The sequence below is a fragment of the Paludibaculum fermentans genome (genome assembly GCF_015277775.1).
GTDB lineage: Bacteria > Acidobacteriota > Terriglobia > Bryobacterales > Bryobacteraceae > Paludibaculum > Paludibaculum fermentans.
In genome coordinates, this window is sequence record NZ_CP063849.1 from 2,065,692 (window position 1) to 2,078,906 (window position 13,215).

At 62.9% G+C, this 13,215-nt stretch carries 10 protein-coding genes; 2 read left to right on the top strand and 8 right to left on the bottom strand.

Translation table 11 applies throughout. The annotated features are described in order from the left end of the window. Window positions 1–41 precede the first annotated feature (41 nt). Window positions 42–1,496, top strand: a complete 1,455-nt coding sequence (gene sthA, locus IRI77_RS08205) for a Si-specific NAD(P)(+) transhydrogenase (protein ID WP_194451587.1) — start codon at window positions 42–44, stop codon at window positions 1,494–1,496. Between the two features lie 3 nt (window positions 1,497–1,499). On the opposite strand, the gene IRI77_RS08210 is transcribed toward sthA, so the two are convergent. The 3 genes from IRI77_RS08210 to IRI77_RS08220 all read right to left on the bottom strand — a co-directional run bounded on the left by IRI77_RS08210 (window position 1,500) and on the right by IRI77_RS08220 (window position 4,962). After that, the gene (locus IRI77_RS08210; protein WP_194451588.1) at window positions 1,500–2,465 is read right to left on the bottom strand and encodes a transglutaminase family protein; all 966 of its coding nucleotides are present in this window, start codon (window positions 2,463–2,465) and stop codon (window positions 1,500–1,502) included. 2 nt (window positions 2,466–2,467) lie between these two features. After that, on the bottom strand, window positions 2,468–3,442 hold the full coding sequence (locus IRI77_RS08215; RefSeq protein WP_194451589.1) for an alpha-E domain-containing protein: 975 nt from the start codon (window positions 3,440–3,442) through the stop codon (window positions 2,468–2,470). 62 nt (window positions 3,443–3,504) lie between these two features. After that, on the bottom strand, window positions 3,505–4,962 hold the full coding sequence (locus tag IRI77_RS08220) for a circularly permuted type 2 ATP-grasp protein (RefSeq protein ID WP_194451590.1): 1,458 nt from the start codon (window positions 4,960–4,962) through the stop codon (window positions 3,505–3,507). A 98-nt stretch (window positions 4,963–5,060) separates the two neighbouring features. On the opposite strand from IRI77_RS08220, the gene glgC reads away from it, so the two are divergent. Beyond that, a complete protein-coding gene (glgC, locus tag IRI77_RS08225; RefSeq protein ID WP_194451591.1) occupies window positions 5,061–6,281 on the top strand; it encodes a glucose-1-phosphate adenylyltransferase in 1,221 nt (406 codons plus the stop codon). 230 nt (window positions 6,282–6,511) lie between these two features. Here the strand turns inward: glgC and IRI77_RS08230 are convergent, their stop codons facing one another. The 5 genes from IRI77_RS08230 to IRI77_RS08250 form a co-directional block, all read right to left on the bottom strand. Next, window positions 6,512–8,404: a tetratricopeptide repeat protein gene (locus IRI77_RS08230; RefSeq protein WP_194451592.1), complete on the bottom strand. Its 1,893-nt coding sequence runs from the start codon at window positions 8,402–8,404 to the stop codon at window positions 6,512–6,514. Continuing rightward, window positions 8,394–9,173, bottom strand: a complete 780-nt coding sequence (locus tag IRI77_RS08235) for a tetratricopeptide repeat protein (protein WP_194451593.1) — start codon at window positions 9,171–9,173, stop codon at window positions 8,394–8,396. The genes IRI77_RS08230 and IRI77_RS08235 overlap by 11 nt, the downstream gene beginning before the upstream one ends. Window positions 9,174–9,196: 23 nt before the next feature. Continuing rightward, entirely contained in the window at window positions 9,197–11,683 is a 2,487-nt protein-coding gene (locus IRI77_RS08240) for a transglycosylase domain-containing protein (protein WP_194451594.1), read from the bottom strand. A gap of 37 nt (window positions 11,684–11,720) precedes the next feature. Next, window positions 11,721–12,161 carry a hypothetical protein gene (locus IRI77_RS08245; RefSeq protein ID WP_194451595.1) on the bottom strand — a complete coding sequence of 147 codons (441 nt, stop codon included), beginning with the start codon at window positions 12,159–12,161 and terminating at the stop codon, window positions 11,721–11,723. A gap of 65 nt (window positions 12,162–12,226) precedes the next feature. Further along, window positions 12,227–13,138 (bottom strand): proline dehydrogenase family protein, encoded by a 912-nt coding sequence (locus IRI77_RS08250; RefSeq protein WP_194451596.1) that lies wholly within the window; start codon window positions 13,136–13,138, stop codon window positions 12,227–12,229. Window positions 13,139–13,215: the final 77 nt, after the last annotated feature.

Genomic DNA, 13,215 nt, shown 5'->3' on the forward strand with positions numbered 1-13,215 from the left:
AAGATCGATAGAGCCGGAGCAGTCCGGCTCTATCTGTTTCTATGGTGCCTTCCAACCACGCCTACGATTACGATCTACTGGTGATCGGCTCCGGCCCGGCCGGGCAGCGAGCGGCGATCCAGGCTGCGAAACTCCAGAAGCGCGTCGTGCTGGTGGAGAAGAAGAGCGTCCTCGGCGGCGTCTCCGTCAACACAGGCACCATCCCTTCCAAAACCCTGCGCGAGGCGGTGCTCGACCTCTCCGGCTACCGCTCGAAGGAGTTCTACGGGCTCTCTTACTCCGTCAAGCAGCGCATCACTATGCAGGACCTGCTGCAGCGCGTCGATACCGTCATCCGTCACGAGATTGATGTCACCCGCGCCCAACTGCTGCGCAACCGCGTGGAAGTCGTCAGCGCCACCGCCTCCTTTGTCGACGCCCACACCATTCGCCTGGAGTACGTCGAAGGCGGCGGCCAGCGCCTGCTCACTGCCGACAAAGTGATTGTCGCCGTCGGCACGGAAGCCACCCGCGATCCGCACATCCCGTTCGACGGCCATCGCGTCCTCACCAGTGACGACATCCTGGTGCTGAACGAGCTGCCGCGTACTCTCACGGTCATCGGCGCCGGCGTCATCGGCTGTGAATACGCCTCCATGTTCGCCGCGCTCGGCGTGCGCGTCACCCTGGTGGACAAGCGCCCGCGGCTCCTCCCCTTCGTCGACTGCGAGATCATCGACACCCTCGCCTATCACCTGCGCGAAAACCGCGTCACCTTGCGGCTGGGCGAGAACGTCCACGGCATCGAGCTACTGGAAGACGAATCCGGAGAACGCGTCCGCATCGTGCTCGACAGCGGCAAGCAGATCGTTACCGAAAAGGCCCTTTACTCCATCGGCCGCACCGGCAATACCAACCGCATCCACCCTGAAGCTTCGGGCCTCAACGTCGACGACCGCGGCCGCATCACCGTCAACGACGATTACCAGACCAACGTCCCCAACATCTACGCCGTCGGCGACGTCATCGGCTTCCCCAGCCTCTCCTCCACCTCCATGGAACAGGGCCGCCTCGCCGCCTGCCATGCCTTCGGCGTCCAGGCCAGCAGCGTCCCGGACCTCTTCCCCTACGGCATCTACACCATTCCCGAAATCTCCATGGTGGGCAAGAACGAGGAAGAGCTCACGCAAGCCGGTATCCCTTACGAAGTGGGCAAGGCCCGCTACCGGGAAATCGCCCGCGGCCAGATCGTCGGCGACACCACCGGCCTGCTCAAGCTGCTGTTTCACTTCGAAACCCGCCAGTTGCTGGGCGTGCACATCATCGGCGAAGGCGCCAGTGAACTGATCCACATCGGCCAGGCCGTGCTGGCCTATGGCGGCAAGGTCGACTACTTCGTGAATACGGTCTTCAACTATCCCACTCTCGCCGAGTGCTATAAGACCGCTGCCTTCGATGGCGTCAATCGGATCGGAGGCGGCGCGGACCCGATCGCCCCCTCCAAGCCAACTGACTAATCCCTACTGCTGCTGCATCTGCTCCTGCTGGCGCAGCAGGTCTTCCGGCGTATTCAGATCGCGCTCCACTTCGGCGTCCCACTCCGTCACCATCTCGGCCAGTTCCGGCGGCAGCTCCTCACAGGAGTTTACGCCCACGGCCACGGTCAGCTTGGAATCCGCTTTGCCCTTCAGCACGCCGCGCGTCGGCGGAACGTCCGCATAGTCGCGCCCGATAGCGGTTCGAATGTGGCGTTCACCAGCAATCAGGTCATTCGTCGGATCGAACCCAGTCCAGCCCAGGGTTGGCAGGTAGGCTTCCACCCAGGCGTGCGACGCCCCGTCCGACGAACGGTCGCGGTCCTCAGCCCGGTGAAACAGATAGCCGCTCACATAGCGCGCCGGAATCCCCAACTGGCGCAGGACGGCGATCATGACATGCGCCATATCCTGGCATACGCCCTTGCGCAGCTCCAGTGCCTCGTCAATGGGCGAATCCACGCGCGTCGATTGCGGCACATACTCGAACGAGTTGAAGAGCTGCGTGTTGATCTCGCGCACCAGCATCAGCGGATCGTCTCGCCGCTCGATGCCCAGCTCCTTCATGAACGCGGCCAGCATCTCGGAAGGCTTGGCGTAGGTGCTGGGCAGCAGCTTGGGCCAGAAATCTCCGTCTTCCACATCCCTGTCCAGCGCAGCCCAGGCGTCGGGCGCCAGAAAGTGGGGCAGCTCTGGAAACGGCTTCATCTCCACCACGCTCTCGGCCGTGATCTGCAGGTTGCGGTGCGGACCCGGAATCCCGAAATGGTGAATCGAATTGCCCAGATGGTCGCGATAGGAGTGGATCTGCGCTTTGGGCGTCACGATCACTTTATAGTCCAGGCAGCGCTGATTGCCTTCCGTCCGCGGGTGCATGCGCAATTCCATCAGGCTCTCGTACACCGGATCGCTATACGCAAATCGGGTGAGGTGTCGGATGCGGTAATACAAACTCAAGCCTCCAATGCCGTTTCAACGGGATACGAGATGAACGCCTTGTAGATCCCCGAGTGAATCTCTGTCGTCTGCCGCTTCAGATCCGACATCATACCGTGCAATCCATTGGCGATAATCTCATCGATCTGTGCGTAGCTCAGCGCCGAGCGCCAGCGCCCCGTCACGCGCTGCGCCTTCGCCCCACGCCGGCTGGGCGACACCGCGCTGATGGCATCCAGCGCCGATTGCACGCGGTCCGCCGAAAACCGGATCGAATGCGGGAAGGTCTCGTTCAACACCAGGAACTCCGCCACACGGTCCGGCGCGATCTTCGCCGTGTACACCTTGCAGTAGGCCTCAAACGCGGTGGCACAGCGCAACAGCCCAATCCACTCCAGGTAGTCCGCTGTGTCCGGACCCGCGTCCGGCCGCATCGCGGCATCGCCAGAGAAATACTCAAAGTGCACGTCCACCAGCGTCGCCACCGTGAACGCCCGCTCCAGAAACCGGCCCAACTGGATGAACCGCCAGCCTTCGCCATGGCCCGACGTCGAATCCGTCACGCCCTGGAACAACAGCGAGCCCTCTTTGACGGCATCCAGGAACTCGCGCGGATCGCCCGTCCACAAATCGTCCTGCGCCGCCGTTTGCACCTCGTGGTAGAGCTTGTTCAGGTGCTCGAACATCTCGGAACTGATCTGCTCGCGCACCTGCCGCGCATTGTCGCGCGCCGAGCGGATGCAGCTGATGATCGACACCGGGTTCGACTGCTCAAAACAGAACAGGTGCAGCAGGCTGTGCGGATCCAGCTCCTGCGCCGACGACTTGTCCATCCCCAGCGACTCCAGCACGCGGGCCCAGCGCCCGAAACTCGCGTCCTGGGGCTGCTCCAGCTCCAGATTCATGTGGACGTTCACCACGCGCGCCGTGTGCTCCGCCCGCTCCAGGTAACGCGCCATCCAGTACAGACTGTCCGCAACTCTCGAAAGCATTCGTTCCTTCCTCTGAAGTCTGCAACCCGCCGGCAGCCAACCGTCAGTTCCCTATCCGCCGCCTAGTCCGCCAGCACCCACGTATCCTTGCTGCCGCCGCCCTGCGAACTGTTCACCACCAGCGACCCCTTGCGCAGCGCCACACGCGTCAGCCCGCCCGGCACAATCGTCACCTTTTCGCCGGAAAGGATATACGGCCGCAGATCGATGTGCCTCGGCTCAATCGAGCCGCCCTCGATAAACGTGGGCGCCCGCGACAGCATCAACGTCGGCTGCGAGATGTAGTTACGCGGATTCGCCAGGATGCGCGACCGGAACTCGCTCTGCTCTTCCCGCGTCGAGTGCGGCCCAATCAGCATGCCGTAGCCGCCGCTCTCGCCCACCGCCTTCACCACCATCTTGTCGAGGTTCTCCAGGGTGTAATCCCTCGAATCCTTCTCGGCCATCAGGTAGGTCTCAACGTTGTTGATGATCGGGTCTTGCCCCAGGTAGTACTTGATGATCCGCGGGACATAGGCGTAAACCGCCTTGTCATCGCTGACACCCGTGCCGATCGCGTTCGCCAGCGTCACATTGCCCGCCCGGAACGCGTTGAACAAACCGGCCACGCCCAGGATCGTATCCTGCCGGAACGCCAGCGGATCCACGAAGTCATCGTCGATGCGCCGGTAGATCACGTCCACCCGCCGCAGCCCGGCCGTGGTCCGCATGTACACCGTGTTGTCGTGCACCAGCAGGTCGCGCCCCTCCACCAGCTCGATGCCCATCTGGCGCGCCAGGTAAGAGTGCTCGAAATACGCCGAGTTGAACACACCCGGTGTCAGCAGCACGATGGTCGGATCCGTCCGCCCCTCCGGCGCCAGCGACCGCAGCGTCTCCAGCAGCGCATGGCTGTAGTGATCGATGGGCCGCACGCGGCATTCCTGCAACTGGCCCGGGAACACGCGCTTCATCACCTGCCGCGAGGTCAGCATGTAGCTCACGCCGCTGGGCACGCGCAGATTGTCTTCCAGCACCGCGAACTCGCCCGACGGCAGCCGGATCAGATCCGTCCCCATCACCGTGACGTAGTTGTTGCGCGGCACATTCACACCGCGCATCTCGCGCCGGAAGTGCGGGCAGCTGTAGATCAGCTCGCGCGGCACCACCTTGTCGTCCAGGATCCGCTGGTCGTGGTAGATGTCGTGCAGGAACATGTTCAGCGCCGTGATGCGCTGCGTCAGTCCCTGCTCGATGGTCGACCACTCTTTCGCGGTGATGATCCGCGGCAGCAGGTCGTGCGGAAAAATCCGCTCCGTCCCTTCGCTGCGGCCATACACCGTGAAGGTGATGCCCTGGTGCAGGAAGCTTAAATCGGCCGCCTGTTTGCGGCGGCGCAACTCCTCGCTCGGCATCTCGAGAATCTTGTCCAGCAAAAGACGGTAGTGCTGCCGCACCTCCCCGTCGTTCGTGAACATCTCGTCATAACTCGAGTTCAGAAGATAGTTGTGAAACGGGGCTGGGAGAACGCTTTCCACCATGTCGTGATAACCCTTACTTCCGCCACAGAGGGTGCGTTCGACAGGGAACGGATAAGCGGGATTGTAGCACGCCGGACACCTCTCTATTCTGGATGTAGATGAAGAACGTTCTAGCCATCCTACTGGCTGGCGGCGCCGGTGAGCGTTTGTACCCCCTCACCCGCGACCAGGCCAAACCGGCAGTACCCTTCGGCGGCATCTATCGCATCATCGACTTCACGCTCTCCAACTGCGTGAATTCCGGCCTTCGCCGCATCTTCTGCCTCACTCAATACAAATCACTCGAGCTCACACGCCACCTTCGGGAAGGCTGGGATCTCTTTTCCGGCGAGATGGGTGAATTCATCGAAGTCATCCCACCCATGCGCCGCGTCCACGCCGACTGGTATCTGGGCACTGCCGATGCCGTCTATCAGAACCTCGAGAGCATCCTGATCGAAAAGCCGTCGCAGGTCATCGTGCTCTCGGCCGATCAGATCTACAAAATGGACTATCGCGAGATGCTCAGTTGGCATCAGCGATACGACGCCGAGGTCACCATCGCAACCCTCCAGGTACCCATCCCCGACGCCACCCGCTTCGGCATCGCCGACATCGACCCGGTCTCCTACCGGATCCACGACTTCGAGGAAAAACCGCAGCACGGCCATCCCGTGCTCTCCCCCTTCGGCGAAAACATGGTGAGCGCCTCCATGGGCATCTACATCTTCAACACCGATGTCCTGCTCGAAGCCTTGCGGGAAGATGCCGCCGATGAGAATTCGTCCCACGACTTCGGCCACAATGTCCTGCCCAACCTGCTGCACCGCCGCCGGGTCATCGCCTACGACTTCCGCGACCTCAACAACAAACGCGTCCGCTACTGGCGCGACGTCGGCACCATCGACTCCTACTACGAATCCAACCTGGACCTCGTCAGCGTCCTGCCGGAGTTGAATCTCTACGACACCGGTTGGCCCATCCGCACGCGCATGCACCAGGCGCCGCCGGCCAAGTTCGTGTTTGCGCAGGAAGGGCGCCGCATGGGCGTCGCCACCGATTCGTTCGTGTCGCCCGGAGTCATCGTCAGCGGCGGCCGCGTCCACCGCAGCATCCTCTCGCCCGGCGTCCGTGTCAACAGCTACGCCGACGTCGACCACTCCATCCTGCTGCCCGGAGCCAACATCGGCCGCTATTGCCGCATCCGCAAGGCCATCATCGACAGCGGCGTCCATCTACCCGAAGGCGCCACGGTAGGCGAAGACCCGGAGCGCGACCGCGCCGCCGGCTATCACGTCACGGAAGGCGGAGTGACCGTGGTCTTCGAACCTCACGACTAGCAGCAAAACCCCGCGCCGCCCGGCCATCCGGCAGGAGAGTCAGGCGGCGCGAACCGCCCTGTCCCGCCCGGCCATCATCGGAAGCAGTTAGCCAGCAATCGAGGAACAGTCAACCAGCCATGGAGGAATAGTCAGCCAGCGATCGAAAAGCCGCAACAATTGGGACGGCGGACCCCCTGGTCCGCGCGGGATCCCCCGATCCCGCACACGGAACCCCGTACCAGCCCCCCCTACAGCCGCGCCGCAGACCTTGCCCGGGCAATCTGCCCAAACCGGTCATTCCGGTCACCCGCGTACTGCAGGAACAGATCGTAGTCTCTCTGTGCCTCCACCTGCTTCTTGGCCGCCAGCGAAACCTCCGCCCGCGTGTAGAACAGATTCGGGTAAATCAGGAAGTCGTAGAGCAACTGCTGCTCCTGCGTGAGGATCGGCCAGCGCCCGCTCACCAGGGGCGCGGCCTGTGCCGCCTGCCCGCTCTGCGCCAGGCACAACGCCAGCAACTCACGGTAAGGAGTCTCCGTCCCGCCCGTTTGCTTCGCCAGCAGGCCCTGCCAGGCCTCGGCCGCCGGCTTCCAGGCCCCTCGAGCGGTCAACCCCAAGGCACGAGCTTCGGTCTTGAGGCCCTCATCGGAAATCTGGACCAGCTTCGAATCCGGATCCAACGCCAGCGTGGCCACCGCCGCGTACACCCGCTGGGCCGGCGTCGAAGCTGTCGCACGGGCCGTCCGAGCCGCCTCTTCCGCCCCGGCCGCATCTCCGTCAGCCAAAGCGTGCAACGCCAGCACCGCCGCCGCAAACGGAGCCACCGGATGCCCCTTCTGCGCCGCAAAAGCCTTCATCCGGTTGCGCGCCTGCACCGTCTGCCCGAACAGATACTCCCACCGCGCCTTGCTCAACTCCAGCCAGGCGTCGTTCTGCTTCGCACGGTCGTCGAAGAACCGCTCCAACGTCGCCTTCGCCGCCTGCTTGTCCCCGTTCATCCAATGCGCCAACGCCGACTTCTCCAGCGCCGCGCCATTGTTGTACTGCTTGTCCTTCTCGTAGGAAGCCTGGAACGCCTTCGCCGCCTCGGCAAACTGCCCGCTCATCAACGCAATCTCGCCCAGGGAATCCTGGGGATTGGCCGTCACGGTATCCAGCCGGCCATACTGCTCGATCGCCGCCTGCGCTTCCTTGAACTTGCCCAGGTAAGCCAGGGTGTAGGCGTGGTTGTTCCAGAGCTCCGGCCGCAGCGGCGCGGCCTGCACAGCCCGGTGCGCGGCCGATTCCGCCTTCTCGAACTGCCGCAGCGCGACGTACACCTGCGACAACTGCAGCAACGAAGCCTGGTCGCCCGGCATCGCCTGGGCGATTCTCTCCAACGCATCTGCCCGCTCAGTGAGACTGCGCGTCAGCACCGCCTGCGCCAAGTCCAGGCGCGCCCGGCTCAGGCTGCTCATGCCTTTGCCCGTCGTCCGGCTGCCGGCGACGGCCTTCAGAACGCCGTCGACGTCGCCGTTCTTGCTCAGGCGCTCCACCAGCCCCTCCCAGCACCAGCCGCAGGAGGAGTCCGAGGCCACCGCCTTCTCATAACCCGCCACCGCATCCTGCGCGCTGGTGGCGCTCATCGCCGCCGCCATGCTGCGCGCCGCCTCGTCATTGTGCAGATCCAGGACACCCGCCTTGGCGCCGGCCGCCACCTGCGAGACCACCACCGCCGTGATGCCCGGAATCAGGTCCACCCAACGCGTCTGGCCTGCGGGTAAGTCCTTCTGCGCCACCACTTCACGGCTTCGCGCATCTTCCACGAAGGCACGCACCACGGGCCCCGCGGCCGAGCGGGTGAAATACCCATACACCAAGTGCGTCGCGCCCAGCGAAACCGCATCGTTCGCACTGTTCGCGGGCATCGGGCTGACGTTTGGAACGGTCGCAAACTGCCGGCTCGCGGCCAGCGGGATCAACCGCTCCGGCCAATCGAGCGCGGCATCGCCTGTCTGGTTCTCAAAAGGCAGGAACGCGACCCGTACCGCTGCCGGCTCAGACACGGCGGCGGGCTTCAGCCGCTTCCAGAGGAACAGTCCGGCTCCACCGCCCAGACCAATCACTACCACCGCCCACAGCAACAGGCGTCTAGAGAACACGCGGCTCCAGCTTCATCAGGTCCTCAAACTCCGGTAGACTCCGCAGAGTCTCAAACTCAGAATCCTGCATGTACTTCTTGCGCTCCTTGAAGCCCTCTTCCAGGGACTTCCGGATGTACAGCAGCGCCAGTTCCGTCCGCCCGGCCTTGGCATACGTCTTCGCCAGGTAGTAGTGGAACTTCGCCCGCTCCGTCACTGAGCGCTCCTGCAGCAGCACGCCGTGCGAACCCCGGCTCTCAAACACCTCGGGGTCGATCGACATAGCCTTCTCGTAGCTCTCGGTCGCTCTCTTGTAGTCCTTGCGCGCAAAGTACGCCGTGCCCAGGTTCGAATACATCGAGGCGGACTCCGGCGAAATCTTCAGCGCCCGCTGGTATGTCGAAACCGCGCGGCGATAGTTCTTCTTCGCGTAGTGAATCGTTCCGAGATTGTTGATCGCCTCGGCATACTTCGAGTTCAGCTTCAGGGAACGCTCGTAGTATTTGCGCGCCGTGTCCAGGTCGGACATCTGGTGATACGCAATCCCGACTTTGTTGTAAACAACTGCATTCGGCGGCTTCGTTTCCAGGTAGGTCTCGACGGCCTCCCGGTACATCTTTCGCGCCATGAAGATGTCAGCCCGCGCCTCCGGCGTCAAAGGGGATGCAGCTTGTGGGGGAACCACCGGTTTGGTGTCGCGCACGCCCGCACGGATATCCTGGGCCGTGGCGGCTGCCGGCAGCGTCAAAGCGATGAATACAAAGGAACCGATCAGGCGGTTGGACCACATAAGGCCCTCCTCGATTCAATGGACTACTTAAATATAGCCCGAAACCAGCCGCCGATACCCTTCTTTTCAGGCTTTGGTTGCGGCTGGGCAGGTTTTGCATCTGCAACAGGTTCTTCCGCTTTGGGCCTCGACGGGCGGGATGAGGAGTGCGACCCGGAAGAAGCGGGTGCCTGGGCGGCCGCCGCCGGCTCCGGAGTGTCCCAACTGGCCACCTGGGTCCGGCCGCCGCCGCCGTGCAAATGGCACAAATCCACGGGTTGCGTGCCGGCGATAAAGACCTCGGGCCGCGGATTCGGGCAGGCGCCCGTGGCCAACTGTCCGCTCAACGGGTCGATATCCACCGTCGCAATTCCATCCGGAGCTTCGAACTGCTGGACGCCCCGGTACTCCCGGTAGCGGTGCCCCCGCTTCATGAACTCCGTCCAGATGGGCAGCGCCGCCTGCGCGCCTTCCAGCGGCAGTTCCTGGTTGTCGTCGAAGCCAACCCACACAATACAAAGCAGTTTCGAGGTGAATCCGGCAAACCACGCATCATGCGAGGTACCTGTCTTGCCGGCCGCCGGCAACCCGAAGCCGCGTGCCCGTGCGCCCGCGCCCGTGCCCGACCGCAGCACCTCTTCCATCAGGTTCACCACCATGTAGGCGACACGCGGATCCAACACCCCACGACGCACCGGCCGGTATTCGTGGATCAGCCCGCCCGAGGAGCTGCGGACTTCCTTGATCAGATTCTGCTTGGTGTACACGCCGCCGTTCGAGAAGATCGTATACGCACCGGCAATATCCAGCGGCGTCACTTCATACGAGCCCAGGGCCAGCGCCGGCGTCGCCCGGACGCCCTCCATCCCTGCCCTGCGCGCCAGGTTCGCCACGTTTCCATATCCGGCCATCTCGGCGAACTTCACCGTCGGAATGTTCATCGACTTCGACAGTGCCTGGCGCATGTTCACCAGGCCATAGAACGCTCCGTGATAGTTGCCGGGCTCATACTCCTGCCCGTCGTAGAAGAACGTCGTCGGCTCATCCACCACCTGGGTCACCGGCGTGACCGACGCATTCTGCCCTTCCAGCGTCGTGCTCAGCACGCTCGCGTAGACAAAGGGCTTGAACGCCGATCCCGGCTGCCGCTTCGACAACACCCGATTCAACTGGCTGGCTCCGTAGTTCCGCCCGCCGATCAGTGCCTTGATCTCCGCCGTGTGCGGATCCAGCACCAGCATGGCCACCTGCGCCTGCGGATACTTCTTCTTCCGCTTCGACAGCAGGCTGTCCACCTCGGCCATCCCGATGTTCACGGCTTCGACCGCGTCCCGCTGCAACTTCATGTCCAGCGTTGTATAGATCCTGTACGAACTCGTCTGGAAATCGATGTCCGAGAAGTTCTCCTGCAGGTCGTCGTTCACCAGGTCCACAAAGTACGGGGCATCCGTCGATTCCGCCCCACCCTCCACGACCTTCACCGGAGCCTTGGACGCCTCGATGAACTGCAGATCGGTGATGAACCCGTTCTCCCGCATCAGCTTGAGCACGATGTTCCGCCGCTGCATCGCCCGCTCAGGATGCCGGTAAGGATTGAAGTAGTTCGGGCGCTGGATCAGCCCGGCCAGCAGCGCCGCCTCTTCCAGGCGCAGTTCCCGGATGTCCTTGGAAAAATAGACCTGCGCCGCTTCGCCAAACCCGTGGACGGCGAAACTGCGGTGCTGCCCCAGATCCACCTGGTTCGAGTAGAACTCGAAGATCTGTTCCTTCGTCAGCTTCTGCTCAATCTGCAGCGTAATCAGGATCTCGGCCGCTTTTCTGGAGGCGGTCTTGTCCTGCGTCAGCCACAAATTGCGAGCCGTCTGCATGCTGATGGTCGACGCACCGTACCGCCGGTTCTGCGTCACATCCACCCAGGCCGTCCGGATGATGCGCAGCGGATCGAACCCGGAATGCTCGAAAAACCGCTTGTCCTCGATCGAGATCACCGCGTGCACCAGGATCTGCGGAATGTCCTCGTAGCGCACCAGCCGCCGCTTTTCCCGCTTGCGGTCGAACAGATTGGTGATCAGTTCCGGATCCAGGAAGTACCGCTGCCGCTCCGTGTTATCCCGGTTGGAGATAATCCGCGTCACTGTGCCGCCGCTCAGGAAAACGACGCCCGGTTCGCTGTTGATGTACGCATCGACGCCGGGGAAGATCTCCACGCCGTCCTGCCGCACGTGATACCAGCCCAGCCGGTTGCTGCGCGACTCAGTGTATCCGCGCCGCTTCAACGCGCCCACCAGCTCGTCCGCGGAGAGGCTGTCGCCCACCGCGATCGGTTCCGGCGTGGCAAACAGCTGCGCCGTCTCAGTGAACGGCCCCTCTTTCAGCTTCTGGTCGATCAACCGCGAGTACTTCACCCAGTAGTAGCTGAAAGCGCCGACGAAAACGATGAGGGCGAGGGCGCTGATGCCCAGCAGCGATTTTCCAACAGGATGTAGAAAGAAGCGGACGAGGAGGGCTTTGCGGGGGACCTGTATACGCACGGAAAGTGGATCTCGCCCCTATTGTCGCACGCCGTAATTACTTGCGGCGGCTGTCCAGTTCTTCCAGTTCCTGCCACATATCGCGATGAGCCTTCCACTCCGGAGGCCGTTTGCCCGAGGTGTGAACCTCCGGCTGCTCCAGCGTCCCATGGCCGTACGGGCAGATCGATTCCGTCCTGGGTGGATTAAACAGAGTGGCTTTGCTCCAACTGCCGGATTCCACCGGCATCCGCAAACGCCTGAGGCACGTCCGGCAGCGCCCCTTCTGGTCCCAGACGATCAGGTAGACGAAACTCGCGGCAATCAGCCAGAACAGGAACATCACGCTGGTCCACCGCAGATCCTGGGGAAATGCCTTGACCTGCTGACGCATGAAAGTCTCAGGCGGCGGCATGATCGCTGAGACGCCCCGCCACAGCAGATCCAGCACAGCGGCCCCGGCAACGAGCTTCGCGACGAAGTAAGTCCAGTACTTCATGCGCCTCCTGTCTTCACCCGTTAGACGCTGGCAGGTAGGCGGTAGTTCCGAAAAGACTTGCAAATTCAGGAGCGCAGCAGATTCCGGGCCACAAAGAACGCGTTGGCCGGCCGTTCCGCCAGCCGCCGCATGAAGTAGGGATACCAGGAATCACCGTAGGGCACGTAGAGCCGCAGCCGGAATCCCTGCTTCACCAGCATCTGCTGCAAGTCCCGCCGCACCCCGTACAGCATCTGGAACTCGAACTCGTGCGGCTTCCGGCCCGACCGCGCCGCATGCGCCAGAATCCCGTCGATCATCCGCGGATCGTGCGTGGCCATCGCCGGATAGGCGCCCTCGTCCAGCAGCATCACCGCCAGTTGCAGATACCGCGCATCCACATCCGACTTCTTCGGATACGCCACCTCCGGCGGTTCCTTGTAGGCGCCCTTGCACAACCGGATCGGCACGCCCAACGCGCACATCCGCCGGACATCTTCGTCCGTCCGGAACAGATAAGCCTGCAGCACGCTGCGCATGCAGCCGTACTCGCGCTGGAAGTGCTGCACCAGGTTCAGCGTCCGGTCGACGTACTCGCTGGCCTCCATATCGACCTCGACCCGGCTCCCCATCGCCTGAGCCTTCACCACCAGCGCATCCACATTCCGGCGGCACACGTCCTCGCCCAGATCCAAGCCCAACTGGGTCAATTTAATGGAGATCGTAGCCGGCAGCCCGGAGGCGGCGATGGCGTCCAGAGCCTCGTCGCAGAACCGCCGCGACGTCTCGGCCTCTTCCACCGTGGTCACATTCTCGCCCAGGTGATCCAGCGTCGACATCGTCCCGGCGTTCTGCAGTTCCTTCACCACCCGCATCACGTCGTCCAAAGTCTCCCCAGCCACAAACCGGCTGGTGAGCTGCTGCGCCCGGCTCGAAGTTTCAAACCAATGGCGCAGCTTCTGATGACGGGAGAGGAAGAGAAATGTCTGCCTTAGCATACCTGGAGGTCTCAATTCCAAGGTACACGAGATGAGCACCCACCGCCTCGGGGTGGTGCTCATTTAATCCAGTTTCA

Bases quoted from the DNA above. Each gene is read 5' to 3' on its own strand.
- sthA (WP_194451587.1), top strand. From the start codon at position 42: ATGGTGCCTTCCAACCACGCCTACGATTACGATCTACTGGTGATCGGC.
- IRI77_RS08215 (WP_194451589.1), bottom strand. From the start codon at position 3,442: ATGCTTTCGAGAGTTGCGGACAGTCTGTACTGGATGGCGCGTTACCTG.
- IRI77_RS08220 (WP_194451590.1), bottom strand. From the start codon at position 4,962: ATGGTGGAAAGCGTTCTCCCAGCCCCGTTTCACAACTATCTTCTGAAC.
- glgC (WP_194451591.1), top strand. From the start codon at position 5,061: ATGAAGAACGTTCTAGCCATCCTACTGGCTGGCGGCGCCGGTGAGCGT.
- IRI77_RS08235 (WP_194451593.1), bottom strand. From the start codon at position 9,173: ATGTGGTCCAACCGCCTGATCGGTTCCTTTGTATTCATCGCTTTGACG.
- IRI77_RS08245 (WP_194451595.1), bottom strand. From the start codon at position 12,161: ATGAAGTACTGGACTTACTTCGTCGCGAAGCTCGTTGCCGGGGCCGCT.
- IRI77_RS08250 (WP_194451596.1), bottom strand. From the start codon at position 13,138: ATGCTAAGGCAGACATTTCTCTTCCTCTCCCGTCATCAGAAGCTGCGC.